Origin of the sequence: Aliidongia dinghuensis, from assembly GCF_014643535.1 — a bacterium.
In the GTDB taxonomy this organism is placed as follows: Bacteria; Pseudomonadota; Alphaproteobacteria; order ATCC43930; family CGMCC-115725; genus Aliidongia; species Aliidongia dinghuensis.
This window is the reverse complement of sequence record NZ_BMJQ01000010.1, coordinates 217,203-243,877: the sequence shown is the minus strand read 5'-3', so window position 1 is coordinate 243,877 and position 26,675 is coordinate 217,203. Positions and strand designations below refer to the sequence as shown.

Annotated in this window: 33 protein-coding genes; 32 read left to right on the top strand and 1 reads right to left on the bottom strand. The window is 65.2% G+C overall.

All coding sequences use genetic code 11. The features are described from left to right. Positions 1–79 precede the first annotated feature (79 nt). The 3 genes from rpoB (at position 80) to IEY58_RS19925 (ending at position 9,339) form a co-directional block, all read left to right on the top strand. Positions 80–4,249: a DNA-directed RNA polymerase subunit beta gene (gene rpoB / locus IEY58_RS19935; protein WP_189048985.1), complete on the top strand. Its 4,170-nt coding sequence runs from the start codon at positions 80–82 to the stop codon at positions 4,247–4,249. A gap of 115 nt (positions 4,250–4,364) precedes the next feature. After that, positions 4,365–8,525 (top strand): DNA-directed RNA polymerase subunit beta', encoded by a 4,161-nt coding sequence (gene rpoC / locus IEY58_RS19930; protein ID WP_189048983.1) that lies wholly within the window; start codon positions 4,365–4,367, stop codon positions 8,523–8,525. A gap of 307 nt (positions 8,526–8,832) precedes the next feature. Then, positions 8,833–9,339 carry a nuclear transport factor 2 family protein gene (locus IEY58_RS19925; RefSeq protein WP_189048981.1) on the top strand — a complete coding sequence of 169 codons (507 nt, stop codon included), beginning with the start codon at positions 8,833–8,835 and terminating at the stop codon, positions 9,337–9,339. Here IEY58_RS19925 and IEY58_RS34660 read toward each other — a convergent pair. After that, positions 9,336–9,470, bottom strand: coding sequence for a hypothetical protein (locus IEY58_RS34660; protein WP_268237584.1), 135 nt, complete (start codon positions 9,468–9,470; stop codon positions 9,336–9,338). The genes IEY58_RS19925 and IEY58_RS34660 overlap by 4 nt on opposite strands. Positions 9,471–9,675: 205 nt before the next feature. On the opposite strand from IEY58_RS34660, the gene IEY58_RS19920 reads away from it, so the two are divergent. From IEY58_RS19920 to IEY58_RS19780, 29 genes are all read left to right on the top strand, one after another. After that, a complete protein-coding gene (locus tag IEY58_RS19920) occupies positions 9,676–10,524 on the top strand; it encodes an oxidoreductase (RefSeq protein ID WP_189048979.1) in 849 nt (282 codons plus the stop codon). A gap of 89 nt (positions 10,525–10,613) precedes the next feature. Next, complete coding sequence (locus tag IEY58_RS19915; protein WP_189048976.1) at positions 10,614–11,324, top strand: hypothetical protein; 711 nt, start codon at positions 10,614–10,616, stop codon at positions 11,322–11,324. 334 nt (positions 11,325–11,658) lie between these two features. Continuing rightward, the gene (rpsL, locus tag IEY58_RS19910) at positions 11,659–12,030 is read left to right on the top strand and encodes a 30S ribosomal protein S12 (protein ID WP_189048974.1); all 372 of its coding nucleotides are present in this window, start codon (positions 11,659–11,661) and stop codon (positions 12,028–12,030) included. 24 nt (positions 12,031–12,054) lie between these two features. Continuing rightward, on the top strand, positions 12,055–12,525 hold the full coding sequence (gene rpsG / locus IEY58_RS19905; protein WP_189048973.1) for a 30S ribosomal protein S7: 471 nt from the start codon (positions 12,055–12,057) through the stop codon (positions 12,523–12,525). Positions 12,526–12,546: 21 nt separating this feature from the next. Next, positions 12,547–13,734 (top strand): GTP-binding protein, encoded by a 1,188-nt coding sequence (locus IEY58_RS19900; RefSeq protein ID WP_189048971.1) that lies wholly within the window; start codon positions 12,547–12,549, stop codon positions 13,732–13,734. A 23-nt stretch (positions 13,735–13,757) separates the two neighbouring features. Continuing rightward, the gene (gene tuf, locus IEY58_RS19895) at positions 13,758–14,948 is read left to right on the top strand and encodes an elongation factor Tu (protein WP_189048969.1); all 1,191 of its coding nucleotides are present in this window, start codon (positions 13,758–13,760) and stop codon (positions 14,946–14,948) included. A 167-nt stretch (positions 14,949–15,115) separates the two neighbouring features. After that, positions 15,116–15,424, top strand: coding sequence for a 30S ribosomal protein S10 (gene rpsJ, locus IEY58_RS19890; protein WP_189048967.1), 309 nt, complete (start codon positions 15,116–15,118; stop codon positions 15,422–15,424). Positions 15,425–15,426: 2 nt separating this feature from the next. Further along, positions 15,427–16,134 carry a 50S ribosomal protein L3 gene (gene rplC, locus IEY58_RS19885; RefSeq protein WP_189048965.1) on the top strand — a complete coding sequence of 236 codons (708 nt, stop codon included), beginning with the start codon at positions 15,427–15,429 and terminating at the stop codon, positions 16,132–16,134. 2 nt (positions 16,135–16,136) lie between these two features. Then, positions 16,137–16,757, top strand: coding sequence for a 50S ribosomal protein L4 (gene rplD, locus IEY58_RS19880; protein WP_189048963.1), 621 nt, complete (start codon positions 16,137–16,139; stop codon positions 16,755–16,757). Then, positions 16,754–17,086 (top strand): 50S ribosomal protein L23, encoded by a 333-nt coding sequence (locus tag IEY58_RS19875; protein WP_189048961.1) that lies wholly within the window; start codon positions 16,754–16,756, stop codon positions 17,084–17,086. Before rplD ends, IEY58_RS19875 begins: the two co-directional genes overlap by 4 nt. A gap of 4 nt (positions 17,087–17,090) precedes the next feature. Then, entirely contained in the window at positions 17,091–17,918 is an 828-nt protein-coding gene (rplB, locus tag IEY58_RS19870; RefSeq protein WP_189048960.1) for a 50S ribosomal protein L2, read from the top strand. Positions 17,919–17,930: 12 nt separating this feature from the next. Beyond that, entirely contained in the window at positions 17,931–18,209 is a 279-nt protein-coding gene (gene rpsS, locus IEY58_RS19865; RefSeq protein ID WP_189048958.1) for a 30S ribosomal protein S19, read from the top strand. 5 nt (positions 18,210–18,214) lie between these two features. After that, positions 18,215–18,598 carry a 50S ribosomal protein L22 gene (gene rplV / locus IEY58_RS19860; RefSeq protein ID WP_189048956.1) on the top strand — a complete coding sequence of 128 codons (384 nt, stop codon included), beginning with the start codon at positions 18,215–18,217 and terminating at the stop codon, positions 18,596–18,598. After that, positions 18,598–19,347 carry a 30S ribosomal protein S3 gene (gene rpsC, locus IEY58_RS19855; protein WP_189048954.1) on the top strand — a complete coding sequence of 250 codons (750 nt, stop codon included), beginning with the start codon at positions 18,598–18,600 and terminating at the stop codon, positions 19,345–19,347. Before rplV ends, rpsC begins: the two co-directional genes overlap by 1 nt. An 81-nt stretch (positions 19,348–19,428) precedes the next feature. After that, entirely contained in the window at positions 19,429–19,848 is a 420-nt protein-coding gene (gene rplP, locus IEY58_RS19850) for a 50S ribosomal protein L16 (protein ID WP_189048952.1), read from the top strand. A 1-nt stretch (position 19,849) separates the two neighbouring features. After that, positions 19,850–20,056, top strand: coding sequence for a 50S ribosomal protein L29 (gene rpmC, locus IEY58_RS19845; protein ID WP_189048950.1), 207 nt, complete (start codon positions 19,850–19,852; stop codon positions 20,054–20,056). A 6-nt stretch (positions 20,057–20,062) separates the two neighbouring features. Further along, entirely contained in the window at positions 20,063–20,323 is a 261-nt protein-coding gene (rpsQ, locus tag IEY58_RS19840) for a 30S ribosomal protein S17 (RefSeq protein ID WP_189048948.1), read from the top strand. 3 nt (positions 20,324–20,326) lie between these two features. Beyond that, positions 20,327–20,695: a 50S ribosomal protein L14 gene (rplN, locus tag IEY58_RS19835; RefSeq protein WP_189048946.1), complete on the top strand. Its 369-nt coding sequence runs from the start codon at positions 20,327–20,329 to the stop codon at positions 20,693–20,695. Positions 20,696–20,697: 2 nt separating this feature from the next. Next, entirely contained in the window at positions 20,698–21,012 is a 315-nt protein-coding gene (gene rplX / locus IEY58_RS19830; protein ID WP_229743834.1) for a 50S ribosomal protein L24, read from the top strand. A gap of 8 nt (positions 21,013–21,020) precedes the next feature. After that, the gene (gene rplE / locus IEY58_RS19825; protein WP_189048944.1) at positions 21,021–21,563 is read left to right on the top strand and encodes a 50S ribosomal protein L5; all 543 of its coding nucleotides are present in this window, start codon (positions 21,021–21,023) and stop codon (positions 21,561–21,563) included. Positions 21,564–21,582: 19 nt separating this feature from the next. Continuing rightward, positions 21,583–21,888 carry a 30S ribosomal protein S14 gene (rpsN, locus tag IEY58_RS19820; RefSeq protein ID WP_189048942.1) on the top strand — a complete coding sequence of 102 codons (306 nt, stop codon included), beginning with the start codon at positions 21,583–21,585 and terminating at the stop codon, positions 21,886–21,888. A gap of 14 nt (positions 21,889–21,902) precedes the next feature. After that, the gene (gene rpsH / locus IEY58_RS19815; protein ID WP_189048940.1) at positions 21,903–22,301 is read left to right on the top strand and encodes a 30S ribosomal protein S8; all 399 of its coding nucleotides are present in this window, start codon (positions 21,903–21,905) and stop codon (positions 22,299–22,301) included. Positions 22,302–22,310: 9 nt separating this feature from the next. Continuing rightward, on the top strand, positions 22,311–22,844 hold the full coding sequence (gene rplF, locus IEY58_RS19810; RefSeq protein WP_189048938.1) for a 50S ribosomal protein L6: 534 nt from the start codon (positions 22,311–22,313) through the stop codon (positions 22,842–22,844). Between the two features lie 11 nt (positions 22,845–22,855). Continuing rightward, a complete protein-coding gene (gene rplR / locus IEY58_RS19805; RefSeq protein WP_189048936.1) occupies positions 22,856–23,218 on the top strand; it encodes a 50S ribosomal protein L18 in 363 nt (120 codons plus the stop codon). A 21-nt stretch (positions 23,219–23,239) separates the two neighbouring features. Next, positions 23,240–23,836 (top strand): 30S ribosomal protein S5, encoded by a 597-nt coding sequence (rpsE, locus tag IEY58_RS19800; RefSeq protein ID WP_189048934.1) that lies wholly within the window; start codon positions 23,240–23,242, stop codon positions 23,834–23,836. Positions 23,837–23,841: 5 nt separating this feature from the next. Continuing rightward, positions 23,842–24,033 (top strand): 50S ribosomal protein L30, encoded by a 192-nt coding sequence (gene rpmD / locus IEY58_RS19795; protein WP_189048933.1) that lies wholly within the window; start codon positions 23,842–23,844, stop codon positions 24,031–24,033. A gap of 11 nt (positions 24,034–24,044) precedes the next feature. After that, the gene (rplO, locus tag IEY58_RS19790; RefSeq protein WP_189048931.1) at positions 24,045–24,542 is read left to right on the top strand and encodes a 50S ribosomal protein L15; all 498 of its coding nucleotides are present in this window, start codon (positions 24,045–24,047) and stop codon (positions 24,540–24,542) included. 103 nt (positions 24,543–24,645) lie between these two features. Next, the gene (gene secY, locus IEY58_RS19785; RefSeq protein ID WP_189048929.1) at positions 24,646–25,992 is read left to right on the top strand and encodes a preprotein translocase subunit SecY; all 1,347 of its coding nucleotides are present in this window, start codon (positions 24,646–24,648) and stop codon (positions 25,990–25,992) included. Further along, positions 25,989–26,639, top strand: coding sequence for an adenylate kinase (locus IEY58_RS19780; RefSeq protein WP_189048927.1), 651 nt, complete (start codon positions 25,989–25,991; stop codon positions 26,637–26,639). The genes secY and IEY58_RS19780 overlap by 4 nt, the downstream gene beginning before the upstream one ends. Positions 26,640–26,675 lie beyond the last annotated feature (36 nt).

Below are 26,675 nucleotides of genomic sequence, written 5' to 3'. Positions count from 1 at the left end.
CTAATGCGGGTGCTGCGCGACGAACGATCGAGACGCGGCGCCGGCTCGTTGGCCGGCGGCCAAACCACGAGAGGCTTTCATGGCTAAGTCCTTCACGGGTCGCAAGCGCATCCGCAAGAGCTTCGGGCGTATTCCCGAGGTCGCGCCGATGCCGAATCTGATCGAGGTGCAGAAGAGCTCCTACGATCACTTCCTGCAGATGGGGGTAGCACCCGAGGACCGTCAGGCCGTCGGTATCCAGGAAGTCTTCAAGTCAGTCTTCCCGATCAAGGATTTCTCGGACCGCGCCCAGCTCGAGTTCGTGCGCTACGAGCTCGAGGAGCCGAAGTACGACGTCGAGGAATGCCAGCAGCGCGGCATCACCTTCGCAGCGCCGCTCAAGGTGACGCTGCGTCTGGTCGTCTGGGATGTCGACGAGGACACGGGCGCCCGCTCGATCCGCGACATCAAGGAACAGGACGTCTACATGGGCGACATGCCGCTCATGACCAAGAACGGCACGTTCATCATCAACGGCACCGAGCGCGTCATCGTCTCGCAGATGCACCGCAGCCCGGGCGTGTTCTTCGACCACGACAAGGGCAAGACCCATTCGTCGGGCAAGTACCTGTTCGCCGCCCGCGTCATTCCCTATCGCGGCTCCTGGCTCGACTTCGAGTTCGACGCCAAGGACCATGTCTATGTCCGCATCGACCGCCGCCGCAAGCTGCCGGCGACGACGCTGCTGCTGGCACTCTACGATCAGGCGACCCAGGCCTATCTCGCCGAGTGCGAGGCCGAGAGCAAGACGCCGGACCGCGCCCACATCACGGGCATGACGAAGGAGGAGATCCTCTCCTACTTCTACGACATCAACCCGTTCAGCCGCACGGCGAACGGCTGGGCGACCGCGTTCGACCCGAACCGCTTCAAGGGCGGCGGCAAGCTTGCGGCCGACCTCAAGGACGCGAAGACCGGCGAGGTGCGCGCCGAGGCCGGCGCCAAGATGACGCCGCGGCTTGCCCGCAAGCTCAAGGAAGACGGCCTCGAGGAGGTCCTGGTCGCCGATGACGAGCTGATCGGCCAGTATCTGGCCGAGGACGTGATCAACACCTCCACCGGCGAGATCTATGCCGAGGCGGGTGACGAGATCACGGCGAACCTGCTCGAGCTGCTGACCGACATCGGCATCACCGAGCTGCCGGCGCTGGCGATCGACCATCTGAACGTGGGCGCCTACATGCGCAACACGCTGATGATCGACAAGAACCAGACCCGCGAAGACGCGCTCATCGACATCTACCGCGTCATGCGCCCGGGCGAGCCGCCGACGCTCGAGACGGCGGAGGCGCTGTTCAAGGGCCTGTTCTTCGACGCCGAGCGTTACGACCTGTCGGCGGTCGGCCGCGTCAAGATGAACTCGCGGCTCAATCAGAAGACTGAGGATACGATCCGCGTGCTCCGCAAGGAGGACATCCTCGCCATCCTCAAGGTCCTGGTCGACCTCAAGGACGGCCGCGGCGAGATCGACGACATCGACCACCTGGGCAACCGCCGGGTGCGCTCGGTCGGCGAGCTCATGGAGAACCAGTACCGCGTCGGCCTCTTGCGCATGGAGCGCGCGATCCGCGAGCGCATGAGCTCGGTCGAGATCGACACGGTCATGCCGCATGACTTGATCAACGCGAAGCCGGCCGCCGCCGCCGTGCGCGAGTTCTTCGGCTCGTCGCAGCTGTCGCAGTTCATGGACCAGACCAACCCGCTGTCGGAAATCACCCACAAGCGGCGTCTGTCGGCCCTTGGGCCGGGCGGCCTCACGCGTGAGCGCGCCGGCTTCGAGGTGCGCGACGTGCATCCGACGCACTACGGCCGCATCTGCCCGATCGAGACGCCGGAAGGTCCGAATATCGGTCTCATCAACTCGCTCGCGACATACGCCCGCGTCAACCAGTACGGCTTCATCGAGAGCCCGTACCGCAAGGTGGTCGACGGTATCGTGACCGACGAGGTGGTCTATCTCTCCGCGATGGAAGAGGGCCGCTACGCGATCGCCCAGGCGAACACGCCGCTCGACGAGAACAACCTCGTGCTGGCGGACCTCACGAACTGCCGCAAGAACGGCGACTTCGTGATGGCCCGCCCGCAGGACATCGACTTCCTCGACGTCTCGCCGAAGCAGCTCGTGTCCGTGGCCGCAGCACTCATCCCGTTCCTCGAGAACGACGACGCGAACCGCGCGCTCATGGGCTCGAACATGCAGCGTCAGGCTGTGCCGCTCATCCGCGCCGAGGCGCCGCTCGTCGGCACCGGCATGGAGGAGACGGTCGCGCGGGACTCGGGCGTCACCATCGTCGCCAAGCGCTCGGGCGTGATCGACCAGGTGGATGCGACCCGCATCGTCATCCGGGCGTTCGAGACCGACGCGGCCGCGACTGGCGTCGACATCTACAACTTGTTGAAGTTCCAGCGCTCGAACCAGAACACCTGCATCACCCAGCGGCCGCTGGTGAAGGTCGGCGACGTGGTCCAGGCCGGCGACATCATCGCCGACGGTCCCTCGACGCAGCTGGGCGAGCTGGCGCTCGGCCGGAACGTGCTCGTCGCGTTCATGCCGTGGAACGGCTACAACTTCGAAGACTCGATCCTCATCAACGAGCGCATCGTGTCGGAGGACGTGTTCACCTCGATCCATATCGAAGAGTTCGAGGTCATGGCCCGCGACACCAAGCTCGGCCAGGAAGAGATCACGCGCGACATCCCGAACGTCGGCGAAGAGCAGCTGAAGAACCTCGACGAGGCCGGCATCGTCTACATCGGTGCCGAGGTCAAGGCGGGCGACATTCTGGTCGGTAAGGTGACGCCGAAGGGCGAATCGCCGATGACGCCGGAAGAGAAGCTGCTGCGCGCCATCTTCGGCGAAAAGGCGTCGGACGTGCGCGACACGTCGCTCAGGCTGCCGCCGGGCGTGTCGGGCACGATCGTCGAGGTCCGCGTCTTCTCCCGCCGCGGCGTCGACAAGGACGAGCGCGCGCTTGCGATCGAGCGGGCCGAGATCGAGCGTCTCGCCAAGGACCGCGACGACGAGCGGCACATCATCGAGCGCAGCTTCTACGCCCGTCTCAAGGAACTGCTGCTCAGCCAGGAAGCGGTCTCGGGCCCGAAGGGCATGAAGTCGGGCTCGGTGATCGACGAGGCGCTCTTGGCCGAGTTCACGCAGGGCCAGTGGAAGCAGTTCACGATCCGCGACGACGCCCGCATGGCGGATGTCGAAGCCTTGAAGAAGCAGATGGAGAAGGCCGAGGAGGCGCTCCAGGCCCGCTTCGAGAGCAAGGTCGAGAAGCTGCAGCGCGGCGACGAGCTGCCGCCGGGCGTCATGAAGATGGTCAAGGTCTTCGTGGCCGTGAAGCGCAAGCTGCAGCCGGGCGACAAGATGGCCGGCCGTCACGGCAACAAGGGTGTGATCTCCAAGATCATGCCGTCGGAAGACATGCCGTATCTGGAGGACGGTCGTCCGGTCGACATCTGCCTGAACCCGCTGGGCGTGCCGTCGCGCATGAACGTGGGGCAGATCCTCGAGACGCACCTGGGCTGGGCGTCGGCCGGTCTCGGCCGCCAGATCGCCGAGGTGCTGAACCAGGTGCAGAAGAACAACGACGTGGCGCCGCTGAAGAAGCTGCTCGACGGCATCTACACCAAGGACGACGATGCCTCGACCGTCGCCGAGATGAACGAGGTGCAGCTGAAGGAGCTGGCCCATAACCTCAGGCCGGGCGTGCCGATGGCCTCGCCCGTGTTCGACGGCGCGCGTGAGGAGGACATCAACGCGATGCTCCGCCAGGCGGGCCTCGACAGCTCGGGCCAGGTCACGCTCGTCGACGGCCGCACCGGCGAGCCGTTCGACCGCAAGGTCACGGTCGGCTACATCTATATGCTGAAGCTGCACCACCTGGTGGACGACAAGATCCACGCGCGCTCGATCGGCCCCTACAGCCTCGTCACCCAGCAGCCGCTGGGCGGTAAGGCACAGTTCGGCGGCCAGCGCTTCGGCGAAATGGAGGTGTGGGCGCTCGAAGCCTACGGCGCCGCCTACACGCTGCAGGAAATGCTGACGGTGAAGTCGGACGACGTGTCCGGCCGTACCAAGGTCTACGAGGCGATCGTCCGCGGCGACGATAACTTCGAGGCCGGCATCCCGGAATCGTTCAACGTGTTGGTGAAGGAACTGCGTTCGCTCGGCCTCAATGTCGAGCTCGACCAGCGCGATTTCTGATCAGGTAAGCAGTTTAGTCACTCGGCAAGGCGGGCGGCGGCGCTGATGAACGGCGCCGCCGCCCCGATCCGGCAGACGGATCGGCCCCGCCACGGGTCACCAGGAGACATCGTTCATGAACGAGTTGATGAACATCTTCGGCCAGGTCAGCGGCCCGCAGAGCTTCGATCAGATCCGCATCTCGATCGCGAGCCCGGAACGCATTCGCTCCTGGTCCTTCGGTGAGATCAAGAAGCCCGAAACGATCAACTACCGCACGTTCAAGCCGGAGCGGGACGGCCTGTTCTGCGCCCGGATCTTCGGGCCGATCAAGGACTACGAGTGCTTGTGCGGCAAGTACAAGCGCATGAAGTACCGCGGCATCATCTGCGAGAAGTGCGGCGTCGAGGTGACGCTCTCCAAGGTGCGCCGCGACCGCATGGGCCATATCGAGCTGGCCTCGCCGGTGGCCCACATCTGGTTCCTGAAGTCGCTGCCGAGCCGCATCGGCCTGCTGCTCGACATGACGCTCAAGGATCTCGAGCGGATCCTCTATTTCGAGAACTACGTCGTCATCGAGCCGGGCCTGACCTCGCTCAAGCTGCATCAGCTCTTGACCGAGGAAGAGTACATCAAGGCGCAGGAAGATTTCGGCGAGGACACGTTCACCGCCAAGATCGGTGCCGAGGCCTTGAAGGACATGCTCTCCGCCATCAATCTGGAGGAAGAGCTCACCCAGCTTCGCGTCGACCTCAAGGAGACCAACTCCGAGGCCCGTCGCAAGAAGCTGGTGAAGCGCCTGAAGCTGGTCGAGGCGTTCGTCGAGTCGAACTCGCGGCCGGAATGGATGATCCTCGAGGTCGTCCCGGTCATCCCGCCCGAGCTGCGCCCGCTGGTGCCGCTCGACGGCGGCCGCTTCGCGACGTCGGACCTGAACGACCTCTACCGTCGCGTCATCAACCGCAACAACCGCCTGAAGCGCCTCATCGAGTTGCGCGCGCCCGACATCATCGTGCGCAACGAGAAGCGCATGCTGCAGGAGGCGGTCGACGCGCTCTTCGACAACGGCCGGCGCGGCCGCGTCATCACCGGCGCCAACAAGCGCCCGCTGAAGTCGCTGTCGGACATGCTCAAGGGCAAGCAGGGCCGGTTCCGTCAGAACCTGCTCGGCAAGCGCGTCGACTACTCGGGCCGTTCGGTCATCGTGGTCGGCCCCGAGCTCAAGCTGCACCAGTGCGGCCTGCCGAAGAAGATGGCGCTCGAGCTGTTCAAGCCGTTCATCTATTCGAAGCTCGAGCTCTACGGCCTCGCCTCCACCATCAAGGCGGCGAAGCGCATGGTCGAGAAGGAGCGGCCGGAGGTCTGGGATATCCTCGAAGAGGTCATCCGCGAGCATCCGGTCATGCTGAACCGCGCGCCGACGCTGCACCGTCTCGGCATCCAGGCGTTCGAGCCGACGCTCATCGAAGGCAAGGCGATCCAGCTGCATCCGCTGGTCTGCACCGCCTTCAACGCCGACTTCGACGGTGACCAGATGGCGGTCCACGTGCCGCTGTCGCTGGAAGCCCAGCTCGAAGCCCGCGTGCTCATGATGTCGACCAACAACATCCTGTCGCCGGCGTCGGGCAAGCCGATCATCGTGCCGTCGCAGGATATCGTGCTCGGCCTCTACTACATCTCCATGATCCGCCCGGGCGAGAAGGGCGAGGGCATGGTGTTCCGCGACCTGGCGGAAGTGCTGCAGGCGATCGACACCAAGCAGGTGTCGCTGCACGCCAAGGTCAAGGCGCGCGTGCCGCACATGAAGGACGGCAAGAAGGTCGTCGGCATCATCGAGACGACGCCGGGCCGCCTCCTGATGCAGGACATCCTGCCGAACTCGAACCTGATGGGCTTCGAGCTGGTGAACAAGCTGCTCACCAAGAAGGAGATCACCAACGTCATCGACCACGTCTACCGTCACTGCGGCCAGAAAGAGACGGTGATCTTCTGCGACCGCTTGATGGGCCTGGGCTTCCATCAGGCGTTCAAGGCCGGCCTCTCGTTCGGCAAGGACGACCTCATCGTGCCCGCCGCGAAGCACGACCTGGTCGCCTCCGCCCAGGAGAAGGTCAAGGAGTACGAGCAGCAGTACCTGGACGGCCTCATCACCCAGGGCGAGAAGTACAACAAGGTCGTCGACGTGTGGTCGAGCTGCACCGAAAAGGTCGCGGACGAGATGATGAAGGTCATCCGCACGCCGACCCCGGGCCAGCCGATCAACTCGGTCTGGATGATGTCGGACTCGGGCGCCCGCGGTTCGGCGGCGCAGATCAAGCAGCTGGCCGGCATGCGCGGCCTGATGGCCAAGCCCTCGGGCGAGATCATCGAGACGCCGATCATCTCGAACTTCAAGGAAGGCTTGACCGTTCTCGAGTACTTCAACTCGACGCACGGCGCCCGTAAGGGCTTGGCCGACACCGCCTTGAAGACGGCGAACTCGGGTTACCTCACCCGTCGTCTCGTCGACGTGGCGCAGGACGCGATCATCACCGAGCATGATTGCGGCACGACGCAGGGCCTGACCGTGCGCGCGGTCGTGGAAGGCGGCGAGATCATCGCGCCGCTCTCCGACCGGATCCTCGGCCGCACGGTCGCGGTCGACCTGATCGATCCGCTCACGGGCGAGGTGGTCGCCAAGGCCGGCGAGCTCATCGTCGAGTCCACGGTCGATCGGATCGAGCGCTCGGGCATCGACGCGGTGCAGATCCGCTCGGTCCTGACCTGCGAGACCCGCAACGGCGTCTGCGCGCTCTGCTACGGTCGCGACCTCGCCCGCGGCACCATGGTCAACATGGGCGAAGCGGTCGGCGTCATCGCGGCCCAGTCGATCGGCGAGCCGGGCACGCAGCTCACCATGCGTACCTTCCACATCGGCGGTGCCGTGCAGCGCGGCGCCGAAGTCTCCTCGGTCGAGGCGGCGTTCGATGCCAAGGTCCGCATCAAGAACCGCAACGTGGTCATCAACTCGGCCGGCGTGCCGGTCGTGATGGGCCGCAACTGCGAGGTGACGCTGCTCGACGAGGTCGGCCGCGAGAAGGCGCGCCACCGCGTGCCTTACGGCTCGAAGCTGCTGGCGGACGAGGGTGCTCAGGTCAAGAAGGGCCAGAAGCTGGCCGAGTGGGACCCGTACACCATTCCGATCATCACCGAGAAGGATGGTGTTGCCCATTATGTCGACCTGATCGAGGGCACCTCGGTGCGCGAGGTCGTCGACGAGGCGACCGGCATCGCGTCCAAGGTGGTCATCGACTGGAAGCAGCAGCCGCGCGGTAATGATCTCAAGCCGCGGATCACGCTGCGCGACGCCAGCGGCGAAGCGCTCGTGCTCGGCAACGGTCTCGAGGCTCGCTACTTCATGTCGGTCGACGCCATCCTGTCGGTCGAGAACCGTGCGGACGTCCGCGCCGGCGACGTGCTGGCGCGTATCCCGCGTGAAAGCTCGAAGACGCGCGACATCACCGGCGGTCTGCCGCGTGTGGCCGAGCTGTTCGAGGCGCGCAAGCCCAAGGACTTCGCGATCATCAGCGAGTGCGACGGCCGCGTCGAGTTCGGCAAGGACTACAAGACCAAGCGGCGCATCCTGGTCGTGCCGAGCGACGAGGGCGCGCAGCCGGTCGAGTACCTGATCCCGAAGGGCAAGCACATCTCCGTGCAGGAGGGCGACTATGTCCAGAAGGGCGACCTGCTGATGGACGGCAACCCGGTGCCGCACGACATCCTCAGCATCCTGGGGGTCGAGGCGCTGGCGAACTACCTCATCAACGAGATCCAGGAGGTCTATCGTCTGCAGGGCGTGAAGATCAACGACAAGCACATCGAGGTGATCGTTCGCCAGATGCTGCAGAAGATCGAGATCGACGAGCCCGGCGACACGACCTTCCTGGTGGGCGAGCAGATCGACCGCGGCGACTTCGAGGAAGAGAACAGCAAGGCCGAAAAGCTCGACGGCCGTCCGGCCAAGGGTCGGCCGGTGCTGCAGGGCATCACCAAGGCGAGCCTGCAGACCAAGTCGTTCATCTCGGCGGCGTCCTTCCAGGAGACCACCCGCGTCCTCACCGAGGCTTCGGTCTCGGGCCGGGTCGACGGACTGGTCGGCCTCAAGGAGAACGTCATCGTCGGCCGCCTCATCCCGGCGGGTACCGGCAGTGTGATGGCGCATTGGCGCGAGATCGCCGCCCAGCGCGACCGGGAGCTGGCCGACGCCTCGCCGTCGAGCGACGGTGCGGTGACGGTGGCGGACTCCGAAGTCGCCTAAATCTGGGCGTTAGGCGCCTAGGTACTAGAACGGGCGAGGCCCGCGCTCTCCTGAACGGAGGGCGCGGGCCTCGTCGTTTCTGGGGTGAGGCGAGGGGCCTAGAAGCCAGCCAGCGCAGTCAATTCCATCGTACTCGCCGATGACGAGCGAGCGCCCGGAAATGGCCATGCCGGCTCGGTTCCCCGCAACCGGCCTGGCAAGCCTGATTACACAGGTTTAACGTGCGATCGAGCGCAGCGCCCGCTACCGTTCCTGCCGCGTCCGCGACCGCGCGACCTCTTTGAGCTCGCAGAGGGGGAGTCTGTTCATGGCCTCGCTTATGCCGCCAAGATCGGTGCAGGTCGCAGCCGGCCTGATCATCTGCATCGGTTTGACCGTCGTCGCCAGCGCTGATGCCTGCCGGGCGGCGTCGGGTGACGCATTGCTCTCGGCGCGCCTCAAAAGGCAAACCCAGGAAGTCCTCGATGCCGGACAGCGCGGCGATGCGGCGGTGCTGGCACGCTATCTCGATCCTGCCGCGATCTTCACCAACGAGACCGGCGAGATCCTGAGCAAGCAGCAGATCGTCGATCGCGTGCAGCCGCTGGCGCCCGGCGCGGCGGATCGGCATATCGCCGTGACGAAATGGGCGTTGCATCGCCAGGGCGATGTCGCGACCTCGACCTTCGTCGACGAGCTGACGATCAGCTGCCACGGCCAGACCCTGGTGCGGCGCTATCAATCAACCGAGACCTGGGCCAGGCGGTCCGGCGGCTGGAAGATGATCACCAGCCACACGATGAGCCTGCCGTACGATCCGGCCGCGATTACCTAGGCGGCAGTTTCAGCGGAGGGCGGCGCCAAGCGCGGCTCGGGCATTGCCGCCTCGATTGGTAGGCGGGCTTCAACCTCGTCGTCTCCGCGCATACGTTCGAGGATCGCGTTGTCGAAAGCGGCTCCGGTCATCACGCGGGCCTCCCTTTGCGTCGCCCCATAACGGCGCGTTTCTGCGTCATTCGCGTGAAACCAGGCAGTGCGCGGACAGGGCCTGCGACCATCTGGCCACCGCTTTCCGCTCGGCATTTCATCATACCATTGGCTAAAACTGAGAGATCTTTGCAACGGCGGTCGGCCTCTCCGGGGACGGCCCTTTGTCCTCGGAGATGCGCTTATGGCCAATGAGACCTCACCCGTCTGGTTCATCACCGGCTGCTCGACCGGTTTCGGGCTCGAGCTTGCCCGTGTGGTGCTTACCCGCGGCGGGCGCGCCGTGGTCACGGCGCGCGACAAGTCCCGGCTCGTCGATCTCGTCGAAGGGGCAGGCCCGCGGGCGCTGGCGCTCGACCTCGACGTGACCCGGTCCGACCAGATCGCGGCGGCGGTCACCGCGGCCGAGCAGCAGTTCGGCGGCATCGACGTGCTCGTCAACAATGCCGGCTACGGCTACCAGGCGACGATCGAGGAGGGCGAAGAGGCCGAGATCCGCGCCATGTTCGACGCCAATGTGTTCGGTCTCTTCGCGCTCACCCGCGCCGTGCTGCCCGGCATGCGGGCGCGGCGGAAGGGCCATATCATCAGCCTCTCGTCCCAGGCGGGCTTCATCGGCTTCCCGGGCTCGGGCTATTACGCCGCGACCAAGCACGCGGTCGAAGGCTGGTCGGACGCGCTCCTGGCCGAGGTGAAGCCGCTCGGCATCAAGGTCTCCTGCGTCGAGCCGGGCCCGTTCCGCACCGACTGGGCCGGCCGCTCGCTTCGGCAGACGCCGACCAACATCGCTGACTACGAGCCCACGGCCGGTGCGCGCCTCAAGGCGACGGCGGCGATCAGCGGCACCCAGGCGGGCGATCCGGTGCGCGCGGCAGAGGCGATGATCCGGCTGGCCGAGACCGAGAGCCCGCCGCGCCATCTCGTGCTGGGCGCCATCGCGGTCAATGGCGTCACCGCCAAGCTCAAGGAGCGCCTGGCCGAGATCGAAGCCTGGCGCGATGTGGGCGTGGCGACGGATTTTCCGCAGGAATAGCGGCAACGAGGCCGTTGCATGCCGGCAATTCACTGCGTAAAGCTGCGGCCGGCATTTTCCTTTCCCGGCCCTCGATGATTCTCTTTCGCTTGTTGATCGCCGGACTGCTCGTCGTCGCGGTCCGTGCAGAAGCCGGCTGCTATCGGCCGGTCGACGGCGCGATCATCGCCCAGGAAGGGTCGGCCTTCGGCGCCAAGGACGGCATCTCCTACGTATCCACGGTCACCCGGCCGCCGGCGCCGCAGACGCTGCCCCGGGCGAGCCTGATGCTCTACGACGGACAATGCCGTTTGCTGCACCAGGAGTCGTTCGACGAGGCCGCCGGTATCCTCCTGGAGCCGGTCGCGCTCGGGTCGACGGAGCTGCTACAGGCCACCGTGAAATTCCCGGGCGGGTCGGGGGCGAGCTTTCTCCATCTGCTGTTCAACAGGCAGAAGTGGGACGGCGTCATTGCGGCACTGGCCCCGACGGCGCTCGAGCACACCAATATGGGCGGTTTCCATGTTGGCGACCTTGGCGGCGGGCGGGGGCCGGGCATCGCGATATGGGACGCCCAATGGGACGACGGTGCCCATTACGATCCGCATCCCTATGTGCTGACGCTCTATCGATGGGACGGGAAGGCGTTTGTCGGGCCGGAGGTGCTGAAGACACCAGGCAAGCTCAATCCGAACCTGCCGGATGCGGTGCCGGCTGCGTTCGGGCTGCCGTTCAAGAACGATACGCAGCCCGAGCGGTTCGAGAATCTCATGTCCGTATCCGGCCCGATCGGCGCCAAAACGCCGACTCCGGCGCAGTAAAACCATGCGACTCGCGAGTCTTCGGCCTCTACCCCGAGTCGTGCTGCGGTGCGACGAAGTGCTTCCGCGTGATGACAGTCCCCGGACACTTGCATGGCGGTCTTCCCCTATTCCGCTTGACGGAGCAGGGGGCGCGTAATAGGTTCCGCCAGTTTTCCGAGCTGGCCGTAGGTGCGCCAACCTAAACGCAGCTCACGCGGTATCGTAAATTTGGCGCTGCCGGGTCCCCTTGGGGCTCGGCGTTTTTGCCTGTGGGTTGCGTACTGCAAGTCAGCCATGCCGGCGGCGTCGGTTAGCGCCGCTCGGCATTTATCGTTTTGCAAGGGTGTGATTGATGCCGACCATCAACCAGTTGATCCGGAACCCCCGGGCGCCCCAAGTGACCCGTAACAAGGTCCCGGCGCTCGAAGCCTGCCCGCAGAAGCGCGGCGTGTGCACCCGGGTCTATACGACGACCCCGAAGAAGCCGAACTCGGCGCTCCGCAAGGTGGCCCGCGTGCGGCTGACCAACGGCTTCGAGGTGACGAGCTACATCCCCGGTGAAGGCCATAACCTCCAGGAGCACTCGGTCGTCATGATCCGCGGTGGTCGTGTGAAGGATCTGCCCGGTGTGCGCTATCACATCATCCGCGGCACGCTCGACACGCAGGGCGTCAAGGACCGTCGCCAGCGTCGTTCGAAGTACGGCGCCAAGCGGCCCAAGTAAGAATAGCGAAGAAGGAAACCGAGCATGTCGCGTCGTCGCGCAGCGATTAAGCGGGAAGTTCTGCCGGACGCCAAGTTTGGCGATTTGGTGCTGACCAAGTTCATGAACTGCCTGATGTATCAGGGCAAGAAGTCGGTCGCCGAGGCGATCGTCTACAATGCCTTCGATCGCATCGCGAAGCGTTCGGGTCAGGACCCGCTGAAGGTGTTCCATGACGCGCTTCAGAACGTTCGTCCGGCCATCGAAGTCCGGTCGCGCCGGGTCGGTGGTGCGACCTATCAGGTGCCGGTCGAGGTTCGGTCGGACCGTGGCCAGGCGCTCGCCATCCGCTGGCTGATCGGCTCGTCGCGGGCCCGCAGCGAGAACAGCATGGAAGAGCGCCTGTCGGGCGAGCTGCTCGATGCGTCGAACAACCGTGGCGCTGCGGTCAAGAAGCGGGAAGACACCCACCGTATGGCGGACGCCAACAAGGCGTTCTCGCACTATCGGTGGTAAGGCACTGACGGAACTCCACCCGTGCCGCGGACCATCCCCCTCGACCGTTACCGGAACATCGGCATCCTGGCGCGCCTCGATGCCGGTCGGACGACGGTCACCGAGCGGATCCTGGCGGTCGCAGACCGTCCGGATGCGGCGGCAACGGGGGCGCGGGCCGCGTTGGGCATGCCCGCCTGGGTGGAGCAGGATAACGAGCGGCAGATCACGCTCACTTCCGCGGCGACGAGCTGCGTGTGGCGCGACTGCCGGATCACCATCGTCGAACTGCCGGCTAGCCGGCGGAACGACGATCAGGCGCTGGCGGTGCTCGATGGCACGGTGCTGGTGATCGATGGTGTTGGGGGTGTCACGGACGGCGTTGCCGCCTTGTTCGACGAGATCGAGGCCCAGGGCCTGGCCCGGCTGGTGTTCGTCAACAAGCTGGACCTCGAAGGCGCCGATCTCTCCGCTGTGGTCGCGGCGATCGCGGCGCGCGGCACGGCCAAGCCGGTGCTGCTGCAGCTGCCGATCGGTGCCGGCGCAGGCCTGAGGGGCATCGTCGACCTGATCGAGATGCGGGCGACCCTCTGGCGGACGGCCGGTCACGACGCGCCGGCGGAAGAGGTCGAGATCCCGTCGGATCTTCTTGCTGCGGCCCAGCTGGCACGCGCGGAGATCGGGGTGGCGGTCGGGGCCAAGGGGGCGGACGTGGTAGCGTTGCGCCAGGCGGTGAAGGTGGCGGTCCGGTCGGGCATGGTCGTGCCGGTGCTGTGCGGCTCGGCGTTCCGCAACCGGGGTGTGCGCCGCTTGTTGGATGCGGTCGTGGATTTCCTGCCGGCGCCGTCCGACATGGCGGCGCATGCGGGTGTCGCGGCCGATGGTCACCGGGTGGAGCGTCGCCCGGCGGATGACGAGCCCTTCTCGGGGGTCGCCTTCCAGACGGTCGACGACCCGATGTCGGGTCGTTTGACGTTTGTGCGGATTTATTCGGGCGTGGTCGCCACGGGCAGCAGCATGCTGAACTCGGTGACGGCCAGCCCAGAGAAGATCGGCCGTATGGTGCGCATGCACGCGAACCATGCGGAGGAAATCAAGGAGGCCCGCGCAGGCGACATCGTCGCCCTCGCGGGTCTTGAGCATACCACTACTGGGGACACGCTTTGCGACCCCGACGCGCCAGTGATCCTGGAGCGGATGCCGGCCACGGCCGGGCGCGCAGGGCACTGAAGGTTTAGGATCGGAGAACGGCCATGGCGAAGGCGAAGTTTGAGCGGACGAAGCCGCATTGCAACATCGGGACGATTGGTCACGTTGACCATGGCAAGACGTCTCTGACGGCAGCGATCACGAAGGTTTTGGCCGAGACTGGCGGCGCGACGTTCACGGCGTACGACCAGATCGACAAGGCGCCGGAAGAGCGGGCGCGCGGCATCACGATCTCGACGGCGCACGTCGAGTACGAGACGACGAACCGGCACTATGCGCACGTCGACTGCCCGGGCCATGCGGACTACGTGAAGAACATGATCACGGGTGCGGCGCAGATGGACGGTGCCATCCTGGTGGTGTCGGCGGCGGACGGCCCGATGCCGCAGACGCGCGAGCACATCCTGTTGGCGCGCCAGGTCGGCGTTCCGGCGCTGGTCGTGTTCATGAACAAGGTCGACATGGTCGACGATCCGGAGCTCCTGGAGCTGGTCGAGCTCGAGGTGCGCGAGCTGCTGTCGAGCTACAATTTCCCGGGCGACGACATTCCGGTGATCAAGGGCTCGGCGCTGATGGCGCTCGAGGACAAGAACCCGGCGCTCGGCCATGACGCGATCCTGGAGCTGATGAAGGCGGTCGACGCCTACATCCCGCAGCCGGAGCGTGCGATTGACGGTGCGTTCCTGATGCCGGTCGAGGACGTGTTCTCGATCTCGGGCCGCGGCACGGTGGTGACCGGCCGCGTCGAGCGCGGTGTGATCAAGGTCGGCGAGGAAATCGAGATCGTCGGCCTGAAGGACACGCTGAAGACGACGGTGACGGGCGTCGAGATGTTCCGCAAGCTCCTGGACCAGGGCCAGGCGGGCGACAACATCGGCGCGCTCTTGCGCGGCACCAAGCGCGAGGAAGTCGAGCGCGGCCAGGTGCTGGCGAAGCCGGGCTCGATCACGCCGCACACGAAGTTCAAGGCCGAGGCGTACATCCTGACGAAGGAAGAGGGCGGCCGTCACACGCCGTTCTTCACGAACTATCGTCCGCAGTTCTATTTCCGCACGACCGACGTCACGGGCATCGTGAGCCTGCCGGCCGGCGTGGAGATGGTCATGCCGGGCGACAACGTGGCGATGGACGTCGAGCTGATCGCGCCGATCGCCATGGACGAGGGTCTGCGCTTCGCGATCCGCGAGGGCGGCCGCACCGTCGGTGCCGGCGTCGTCTCCGCTATCACGAAGTAAGGCGTTCTAAAGGAAGCGGACTCCGCTTCGAGAAGAAGAACGAAAACAACGGTCCCGGCGACACCAACCCCCGATAACCGGGGTGAACGTCGCCAAACGATGGACAGGGATGGGGGCGGTGTTTCGGCACCGACCCCCCGCTCCCAGATGAAACGGAAGTCTGTTTGATGGACAGTCAAAGCATTCGCATCCGCCTCCGGGCGTATGATCATCGCGTGCTCGACCAGTCGACGAGCGAGATCGTGAACACGGCGAAGCGCACCGGCGCCCGCGTCCGTGGCCCGATCCCGCTGCCGACCAAGATCGAGAAGTTCACGGTCAACCGCTCGCCGCACATCGACAAGAAGTCGCGCGAGCAGTTCGAGATCCGCACCCACAAGCGCGTGCTGGACATCGTTGACCCGACCCCGCAGACGGTGGACGCGCTCATGAAGCTCGACCTCGCCGCCGGCGTCGATGTTGAGATCAAGATCTGATCATGCGCACTGGTCTCCTCGCCCAGAAGCTGGGCATGACCCGCATTTTCACGGAAGACGGCAACCACGTCCCCGTGACCGTGCTGAAGGTCGATAGCTGCCAGGTCGTGGCCGTTCGCACCGAAGAGAAGGACGGCTACTCCGCCGTCCAGCTCGGCGTCGGCAAGGCCAAGGTGAAGAACGTCGCCAAGGCCGAGCGCGAGCGCTTCGCCGCGGCCAAGGTCGAGCCGAAGAAGAAGCTGGCCGAGTTCCGCGTCTCCGCGGACGCGCTGCTCGAAGTCGGCGCCGAACTCTCGGTCGAGCACTTCCTCGCGGGGCAGTTCGTCGACGTCACCGGCACGACGATCGGCAAGGGTTTCGCCGGCGTCATGAAGCGCCATAATTTCGGCGGCCTTCGCGCGACGCACGGCGTCTCGGTCTCGCACCGCTCGCACGGCTCCACCGGTCAGCGCCAGGACCCCGGCAAGGTCTTCAAGAACAAGAAGATGGCTGGTCATCTGGGCCAGGTGCGTGTGACCACGCAGAATCTGAAGGTCGTTTCGACCGACGCAGCCCGCGGCCTGATCCTGATCCTGGGCGCCGTCCCGGGTTCGGAAGGCGGCTACGTGATGGTGAAGGACGCGGTCAAGCGCAAGGCGCCGGCCGATCTGCCGTTCCCCGCCGCGATCAAGGCTGCCGAGGCTTCGGCCGAAGCGACGAAGGGCGAATGATCATGAAACTGGCTGTCAAGAACCTGGACAACCAGGAAGTCGGCTCGATCGATCTGGCCGAGGAGATTTTTGGTCTCGAAGTCCGCAAGGACCTCTTGGCGCGCATGGTGAACTACCAGCTCGCCAAGCGCCGTGCGGGCACGCATAAGACCAAGCTCATCGGCGACATCGCGGGCACCACCAAGAAGCCTTACAAGCAGAAGGGCACCGGCCGCGCCCGCCAGGGCAGCCTGCGCTCGCCGCAGTTCCGCGGCGGTGCGGTGATCTTCGGCCCGGTCGTGCGCAGCCACGCGCATGACCTGCAGAAGAAGGTCCGCAAGCTGGCGCTCAAGACGGCGCTGTCGGCCAAGCAGGCCGAGGGCAAGCTGATCGTCCTCGACCGCGCCGCGGTCGAGACGCCGAAGACCAAGGCGCTCGTCGAGCGCTTCGAGAAGCTCGGCTGGACGTCCGTGCTGATCATCGACGGCCCCGAGGTCGACGAGGGTTTTGCGCGCGCCGCCCGCAACATTCCGAAGGTCGATGTGCTGCCGCAGCAGGGCGCCAACGTCTACGACATCCTGCGCCGCGACACGCTGGTTCTGACCCAGGCGGCCGTCGAACACCTGGAGGCTCGCCTGAAATGAGCAGGTTCCGCGTGATCCCGAACGCTCAGCCGAAGATCTCGGCCGAGCGGCTCTACGACCTGGTCCGTTCCCCCGTCATCACCGAAAAGGCGACGATGGCGTCGGAGCACAACCAGGTGACCTTCCGCGTGCCGCTCGATGCGACCAAGCGGGAGATCAAGCTCGCCGTCGAGACCCTGTTCAAGGTCAAGGTCACGGCAGTCAACACGATCCGGACGCTCGGCAAGATCAAGCGCTTCCGTGGCCAGCTGGGTAAGCGGGGCGACGAGAAGAAGGCTATGGTCACACTCGCCGAGGGCTCCAAGATCGACGTGACCACGGGAATCTAAGGCCATGGCACTAAAGACTTTTAAGCCGACCACGCCGTCAACGCGGCAGCTGGTCATCGTCGACCGCAGCGAGCTGTGGAAGGGCGAACCCGTCAAGGCGCTGACCGAGGGTCTGAAGCGCCAGGGCGGCCGCAACAACACGGGCCGCATCACCATGCGGCGCGTCGGTGGCGGCCATAAGCGCCGCTATCGCCTCGTCGACTTCAAGCGTCGCAAGTTCGACGTTCCGGCGACGGTCGAGCGGCTCGAGTACGACCCGAACCGCACGGCTTTCATCGCGCTCGTGAAGTACGAGGATGGCGAGCTCGCCTACATCCTGGCGCCGCAGCGCATCAAGGTCGGCGACATGGTCGTCTCGGGCGACAAGGTCGACGTCAAGCCCGGCAACGCCATGCCGATGAAGAACATGCCGATCGGCACCATCGTCCACAATGTGGAGATGAAGCCGGGCAAGGGCGGCCAGATCGCGCGCGCCGGCGGCACGTACGCCCAGCTCGTCGGCCGCGATGCCGGCTACGCGCTCCTGCGTCTCGCCTCCGGCGAAGTGCGCATGGTGCGGGCCGAATGCATGGCGACCGTCGGTGCGGTGTCGAACCCGGACCAGAAGAATATCGTCATTGCCAAGGCGGGCCGTTCCCGCTGGCTCGGCATTCGCCCGTCCGTCCGCGGCGTGGCGATGAACCCGATCGACCATCCGCACGGTGGTGGTGAGGGTCGTACCTCCGGCGGCCGGCATCCGGTCACGCCGTGGGGCAAGCCGACCAAGGGCAAGAAGACGCGTCACAACAAGGCGACCGACGGTCTCATCGTCCGTCGTCGCAACGCGAAGTAACGGAGACCCGCTGTGGCACGTTCCGTTTGGAAGGGACCGTTCATCGACGGCTATCTGCTGAAGAAGGCAGAGAAGTCGCGCTCGTCGTCCCGCAACGAGATCATCAAGACCTGGTCGCGTCGTTCGACCATTTTCCCGCAGTTCGTCGGTCTGACGTTCGGCGTCTATAACGGGCATAAGTTCATCCCCGTGCTGGTGACCGAGAACATGGTCGGCCACAAGCTCGGCGAGTTCGCGCCCACGCGGACCTTCTACGGCCATGCGGCCGACAAGAAGGCTAAGAGGGGCTAACCGAGATGAGCAAGCCACAGGCACCGCGCAAGGTCGAGGACGTGGAGGCAATGGCGTTCGCCAAGGCCATCCGCATCAGCCCGCGCAAGCTGAACCTGGTCGCGCAGTCGATCCGCGGCAAGAAGGCGAGTGCTGCAATCGCCGAGCTCACCTTCTCGCGCCGGCGCATCGCGCAGGACGTGAAGAAGGTGCTGCAGTCCGCGATCGCCAATGCCGAGAACAATCACCAGCTCGACGTCGACCGTCTCTACGTCAAGGAGGCGCATGTCGGCCGGGCGCTGGTGATGAAGCGGTTCCACGCCCGCGGCCGCGGCCGCGCGGCGCAGGTCCAGAAGTTCTTCAGCAATCTCACGGTCATCGTCCGCGAGCGGGACGAGGAGCAGGCGTAATGGGTCAGAAGATCAATCCGATCGGGCTCCGGCTCGGCATCAATCGGACCTGGGACAGCCGCTGGTTCGCCCGCAAGGAATACGGCCAGATGCTTCACGAGGACCTGCGCCTGCGCAAGTACCTCATGGGCCGCCTGAACCAGGCCGGCATCAGCCGCGTGGTGATCGAGCGCGCCGCCAAGAAGGCGCGCGTCACGATCCACACGGCGCGCCCGGGCGTGGTCATCGGCAAGAAGGGTGCGGATATCGAGAAGCTGCGCCTCGAGGTCGGCAAGATGACCGGCAGCGAGGTCAGCCTCAACATCGTCGAGATCCGCAAGCCCGAGCTGGACGCCAAGCTGATCGCCGAGGGCATCGCCCAGCAGCTCGAGCGTCGCGTCGCCTTCCGCCGCGCCATGAAGCGCGCGGTCCAGTCGGCCATGCGCCTCGGCGCGGGCGGCATCCGTATCAACTGCTCGGGTCGCCTGGGCGGTGCGGAAATCGCGCGCATGGAGTGGTACCGCGAAGGCCGTGTGCCGCTGCACACGCTGCGCGCCGACGTCGATTACGGCATCGGCACCGCCAAGACCACCTACGGCACCTGCGGCGTCAAGGTCTGGGTCTTCAAGGGCGAGATCATCGCCCACGACCCGATGGCGTCCGAGCGTCGGGCCGAGCAGGCCGGCGGCGAGCGGAGCGAGCGTCCGGAGCGGGCCGAGCGGGGTGATCGCGAGCATCGCGACCGGCGTCCGCGCGGCGATCACGCCTGAGGTTAACTGGTCCATGAGGTTTGAGCGGGGCCGGGTTGCTCGGTTCCCGCTTGAATGATTTGTGAAAGAGGTCGATGACCCATGCTTAGTCCAAAGCGGACCAAGTACCGGAAGGCGTTCAAGGGGCGCATTCACGGTTTGGCAAAGGGCGGTACGGCGCTGAACTTCGGCGCCTACGGCTTGAAGGCGGTCGAACCGGGCCGGATCACGGCACGTCAGATCGAAGCGGCGCGACGCGCGATCAGCCGGCACATCCGCCGCGTTGGTCGTGTCTGGATCCGTGTTTTCCCGGATGTTCCGGTCTCCTCGAAGCCTGCCGAAGTCCGTATGGGCAGCGGCAAGGGCTCGCCGGAGTTCTGGGTCTGCCGGGTGAAGCCGGGCCGGATCATGTTCGAGCTGGATGGCGTGCCGGCGGAGACGGCGCGCGAGGCGTTCAGCCTCGCGGCGGCGAAGCTCCCGATCGGCGTGCGCTTCGTCCAGCGTCTGGGCGAGGAGGCTTGAAATGAAGGCGAGCGACGTTCGGGCCAAGTCGGCCGACGAGCTTAAGACGGAGTTGCTGGGGCTGAAGAAGGAGCAGTTCAACCTGCGCTTTCAGAAGGCGTCCGGTCAGCTCGAGAATACCGCCCGTGTGTTCCAGGTTCGCCGGGACATCGCGCGGATCAAGACCATCCTGGCGGAGCGTCAAGCTCAGTCGGGTCGGGTGGAGTAAAGGGACATGCCGAAGCGCATTCTGCAGGGCCTGGTGGTGAGCGACAAGCAGGACAAGACCGTCGTGGTCCGCGTCGAGCGTCGTGTCATGCATCCGGTCTACAAGAAGTTCATCACGCGGTCGAAGAAGTACGCCGCGCACGATGAGCAGAACACGTTCAAGGTCGGCGACGTCGTCCGCATCGAGGAATGCCGTCCGATCTCGAAGAACAAGTGCTGGGTTGTGCTGGCGGATAACGCCGGGACGCCGTCCCAGACTGGAGTGTAAAACATGATTCAGATGCAAACCAACCTGGACGTGGCCGATAACTCTGGGGCCCGCCGGGTGCAGTGCATCAAGGTGCTGGGTGGCTCCCACCGGAGGACTGCGACCGTCGGCGACATCATCGTCGTGTCGATCAAGGAAGCCATTCCGCGCGGCAAGGTGAAGAAGGGCGACGTGCATCGCGCGGTCATCGTGCGCACGGCCAAGGAGATTCGCCGCGTGGATGGCAGCGCCATCCGCTTCGACCGCAACGCCGCGGTGCTCATCAACAAGCAGGGCGAGCCGATCGGCACCCGTATCTTCGGGCCCGTGACGCGCGAGCTTCGCGCCAAGAAGTTCATGAAGATCGTCTCGCTGGCGCCGGAGGTGCTCTAACCATGGCGTTGAAGATCAAGAAGGGCGACAAGGTCGTCGTCATCTCCGGCTCCGACAAGGGCAAGACCGGCGAGGTGCTCCGCACGTTGCCGAGCGAGAACCGTGTGGTCGTCCAGGGGGTCAACCTGGTCAAGCGCCACACGCGCGCCTCGGCCACGAGCCAGGGCGGCATCATCGAGAAGGAGGCGACCATTCACGTCTCCAACGTCGCGCATGTCGACCCGAAGGACAACAAGCCGACCCGCGTCGGCTTCAAGCTCGTCGATGATCGCAAGGTCCGCGTTGCCAAGCGGTCCGGCGAACAGCTCGACCGGTGAGGTGAGAGATGGCTGCCCGTTTCCAAGAACTCTACGAGTCGAAGGTCCGCCAGGCCCTTGTCGCCCAGTTCGGCTACAAGAACCCGATGGAAGTGCCGAAGCTCGATAAGATCGTCATCAACATCGGCGTCGGCGAGGCCGTGCAGGACTCGAAGAAGGTCGATGCCGCTGTGCGCGATCTCACCCTCATCGCCGGCCAGAAGCCGGTCGTGACGCGCGCTAAGAAGTCGATCGCCACGTTCAAGCTGCGCGAGAACATGCCGATCGGCTGCAAGGTGACGCTCCGCCGCAAGCAGATGTACGAGTTCCTCGACCGTCTGATCACCATCGCGCTGCCGCGCGTCCGCGACTTCCGCGGCGTCAACGGCAAGAGCTTCGATGGCAAGGGCAATTACGCGCTGGGCCTCAAGGAGCAGCTCGTGTTCCCGGAAATCGATTACGACAAGGTCGACGCCATGCGCGGCATGGACATCGTGATCTGTACCACGGCGAAGACCGACGAGGAGGCGAAGGCGCTCCTCAAGGGCTTCCAGATGCCGTTCGTGAACTGAGCGGCGAGGGATCTGACAGATGGCTAAGACTAGTTCCGTCCAGAAGAACCAGAAGCGCCAGAAGCTGGCCGACCGGTTCGCCGCCAAGCGCGCTCGCCTGAAGGCGATCGTCGGCGACCGTAGCGCCTCGCCGGAAGATCGCTTCGTGGCTCAGCTGAAGCTCGCCGCCCTGCCGCGCAACAGCGCCAGGGTCCGCGTGCGCAACCGTTGTGCGTTGTCAGGCCGCCCGCGCGCCTACTACCGCAAATTCAAGCTCTCGCGCATCGCGTTGCGCGAACTCGCATCGGCCGGCCAGATTCCTGGCATGGTCAAGTCGAGCTGGTAAGGGAGTCCCAGGTTATGACCATGAGCGATCCCCTGGGGGATATGCTGACCCGCATCCGCAACGGCCAGCGGGCGCGTTCGTCCAGCGTGAACTCGCCGGCCTCCCGGATCCGTGCAAACGTGCTCGAAGTGCTGCGTCGCGAAGGCTACATCCGCGGCTTCACGAAGTCGGATGTTCGCGCCGGCATCTCCGAGTTCACGATCGAGCTCAAATACGTCGATGGCGAGCCCGTCATCAAGGAGATCAGCCGCGTGTCGAAGCCCGGCCGCCGGATCTACTCCAAGATTGCGGAGCTGCCGAAGGTCTACAACGGCCTCGGCATCGCCATCCTGTCGACGCCGCGGGGCGTGATGTCGGACAACGAGGCCCGCGCTGCCAATGTCGGCGGCGAAGTCCTCTGCCGCGTGTTCTGAGGAAGCATCATGTCGCGCATCGGCAAATATCCGGTTCCCGTGCCGGCAGGTGTTCAGGTCACGATTGCTGACCAGATCCTGACGGCGAAGGGCAAGCTCGGCACCTTGACGCTCCCGATCGCGGAGGAGATCTCCGCGACGCTCGAGGACGGCAAGGTCGTCGTCAAGCCCGTCAACGACTCCAAGCGTGCGTTCACGCTCTGGGGCACGACGCGGGCGCTCATCAACAACCTGGTGACGGGCGTTTCGAATGGCTTCAGCGTCAACCTCGAGATCAACGGCGTCGGCTACCGCGCCGCGGTCAACGGCAAGGTGCTGAACCTGCAGCTCGGCTACAGCCACGACATCGACTTTCCGATCCCGGACGACGTCAAGATCTCCTGCGAGAAGCCGACGTCGATCACCGTGACCGGCGCTGACAAGCAGCGCGTGGGCGCGGTCGCCGCGAAGATCCGGTCGTTCCGCAAGCCTGAGCCGTACAAGGGCAAGGGCGTCAAGTACGCGACCGAGACTATCCGCCGCAAGGAAGGCAAGAAGAAGTAAGGATTGGCGCCATGCTGAACTCGAAATCCCTATTTCTGCGCCGCAAGCAGCGGGTGCGGAATCGTTTGCGGGCAGCGGCGGCCGGTCGGCTGCGGCTCTCCGTGTTCCGTTCGTCCAAGCACATCTATGCGCAGGTGATCGACGACGCCGAGGGCAAGACCCTCGTCGCCGCGTCGAGCATCGACAAGACGCTCAAGGACGGGCTCAAGACCGGCGCGGACATCGCGGCGGCGCAGGCGGTCGGCAAGCTGCTGGCCACCCGGGCCGCCGAGAAGGGCATCACCCAGGTGGTGTTCGACCGCGGCGGTTATCTGTTCCATGGCAGGGTGAAGGCCCTCGCCGATGCGGCCCGCGAAGGCGGGCTGGCGTTCTAAAGAAGGGCCGGGACGAACAAAATGGCACGTACTCCAGGTGAAGGCCGCTCGGGCGGCCGGGGCCGTAATGAGGCGGATCGGCAACCGCGCGATCGCGAGGAAAGCGAGCTCGTCGAAAAGCTGGTCGGCATCAATCGCGTCGCCAAGGTCGTGAAGGGCGGCCGGCGCTTCGGTTTCGCGGCGATCGTGGTCGTCGGCGATTCGAAGGGCCGCGTCGGTCACGGCACGGGCAAGGCGCGTGAGGTGCCGGAGGCGATCCGCAAGGCGACCGAGGCCGCGCGCAAGTCGATGGTCCGCGTTCCGCTGCGCGAAGGCCGCACGCTGCATCATGACATGACCGGCCATTACGGCGCCGGCCGCGTCGTGGTGCGCGCCGCACCGCAGGGCACCGGCATCATCGCCGGTGGTCCGATGCGCGCGATCTTCGAGGCGCTGGGCGTTCAGGACGTCGTCGCGAAGTCGGTCGGCACCTCGAACCCGCACAACATGATCAAGGCGGCCTTCGACGCGCTTTCCGGGGCGACCAACCCCCGCGCGGTCGCGGCCCGTCGTGGCAAGAAGGTTTCGGATCTGGTCGGCGGCGGCCGCGGCCAGGCCGAAGCTGCGGCTCGGGAGTGATCTCGATGAGCGAGAAGAAGACCGTGATCGTGACGCAGATCGGCTCGCCGATCGGCCGCACGAAGGACCAGGAGGCCACCTTGAAGGGCCTCGGTCTCAACAAGCTCAACCGGACCCGTGTGCTCGAGGATACCCCCTCGGTGCGCGGCATGCTGACGAAAGTGCACCACCTGGTGCGCGTCGAAGCCGGCGAGTAAGGTAAGAAATTATGACCAAGCTCAATGAGATCTCGGATAATCCGGGAGCCCACTACAAGTTCAAGCGTGTCGGTCGCGGCATCGGCTCGGGCAAGGGCAAGACCTCGGGCCGTGGCGGCAAGGGCCAGACGGCGCGCTCCGGCGTCGCCATCAACGGCTTCGAAGGCGGCCAGACCCCGCTGCATCGTCGTCTGCCGAAGCGCGGCTTCAACAACATTCATCGCCTGAACTACCAGGTGATCAATGTCGGCCGGCTGCAGAAGGCCGTCGAGGCGGGCAAGCTCGCGAAGGGCGACACCGTCACGCCGGAAAGCCTGATCAAGCTCGGCATCCTGGCCAAGCTCGAGGACGGCGTGCGGCTCCTTGCCAAGGGCACGCTCTCGACCGCGCTCACCATCGAGTGCGCGGGTGCGTCCGAGGCGGCGGTCAAGGCGGTGGAAGCCGCCGGCGGCAAGGTCATCGTCAAGGCCGTAGCCAAGGCGGCTGCGACCGAAGCGACGGCTGGCTAAAAAAAGTCCATGCGACGGCGCAGGCGAATATCGCCTGCGCCGTCATCATGTTTATACTGTCGCTCGTCCTCCCCGACGATTCCTGTCCCAAGGAACCGCTTGAATGGCGTCTGCCGCCGAACAACTCGCCGCGAACATCAATTTTGGAGCCTTCGCCAAGGCGACCGAACTGAAGCAGCGGATCTGGTTCACGCTGCTGGCCCTCCTGGTCTATCGACTGGGCACCTACATTCCCATCCCGGGTATCGATCCCCAGGCGCTCTCGCAGATCTTCCAGCAGAGCGCCGGCGGCATCCTCGGCATCTTCGACATGTTCTCGGGCGGCGCGCTCGGCCGCATGTCGATCCTGGCGCTCAACATCACGCCCTATATCTCCGCCTCCATCATCGTCCAGTTGCTGACCGCCGTGTCGCCGACGCTGGAGGCGTTGAAGAAGGAAGGCGAGTCGGGCCGCAAGAAGCTCAACCAGTACACCCGCTATGGCACGGTGGCGCTCGCCATCGTCCAGGCCTACGGCATCGCCGTCGGGCTTGAGAGCATGCGCTCGGGCGCCGTCACCGCCGTCATGGAGCCGGGCATGGCGTTCCGCTTCGTCACCATGACGACGCTGGTCGGCGGCACCGTGTTCCTGATGTGGCTGGGCGAGCAGATCACGGCGCGCGGCGTCGGCAACGGCACGTCGCTCATCATCTTCGCCGGCATCGTCGCGAACCTGCCGCACGCGATCGCCGCCACGCTCGAGCTCGGCCGGACCGGCGCCATCTCGACGCCGATCATCCTCCTGTTCATCGTCATGGCGATCGCGGTCATCGCGTTCATCGTGTTCATGGAGCGCGCCCAGCGCCGCATCCTGGTGCAGTACCCGAAGCGCCAGATGGGCACGAAGATGTTCGGGGGCGAATCCTCGCACCTGCCGCTCAAGATCAACACCTCGGGCGTGATCCCGCCGATCTTCGCCTCGTCGCTCCTGCTGCTGCCGGCCACGGTCGCGGGCTTCCAGGCCCAGTCGGGTGCGACCGGCTGGCTCGCCACGATCGCGGGCTACGTCGGCCACGGCAAGCCCGCCTACATGATCCTCTATGTGGCGCTGATCGTCTTCTTCTCGTTCTTCTACACGGCCGTGGTGTTCAACCCGTCCGAGACGGCGGACAATCTGAAGAAGTATGGCGGCTTCATCCCGGGCATCCGTCCGGGCAAGAACACGGGCGACTATCTCGACTACGTGCTGACGCGATTGACCGTGCTGGGTGCCGCCTATCTCTCGATCGTGTGCATCCTGCCCGAGATCCTGATCTCCGAATATTCGGTTCCGTTCTACTTCGGTGGCACGAGCCTGCTCATCGTGGTCAGCGTGACCATGGACACGGTGGCCCAGATTCATTCGCATCTGCTGGCGCACCAGTACGAGGGACTCATCAAGAGGTCCAAGCTGCGCGGGAGACGCGGATGAACATCATCCTCCTGGGGCCGCCCGGGGCTGGGAAAGGGACGCAAGCCGAACGCCTGGTCGAGTCGCATGGCCTGATTCAGCTATCGACCGGCGACATGCTGCGCGAGGTCGCCAAGACCGACACGGAGTTAGGTCATCACGTCAAACATGTCATGGAGTTGGGCCACTACGTGTCCGACGACGTGATGGTGGAAATGATCCATCAGCGTATCGTCCAGCCTGACTGCGCTAACGGCTTCATTCTGGATGGCTTCCCCCGCACGGTCGTACAGGCCGAGGCGCTGGACGCGATGCTGAAGAAGGAAGGGCTGGAGCTCGATCTCGTGATCGAGATGGCGGTCGATGAAGCTGCACTTGTTGAGCGCATCGTCGGTCGCTTTGCTTGCGCCAAATGCAAGCATGGTTATCACGACAAGTTCCTGCCGACGAAAGTGCCGGGCGTCTGCGACGTGTGTGGTTCCACGGAATTCACGCGCCGCAAGGACGACAAGGCCGAGACGGTACACAAGCGACTGGAAGCCTATCGGGCCCAGACCATGCCGATTCTGCCGTACTACGAGGGCCACGGCGTTCTGAGGCGCGTTGACGGCATGGCTGATATCGACGCTGTGACTCAAGAAATTGAGGCAGAGCTTAGGAAAGTCTGACGAGGCAGACCGCTAACGCGGTTGACTTGTCAATCA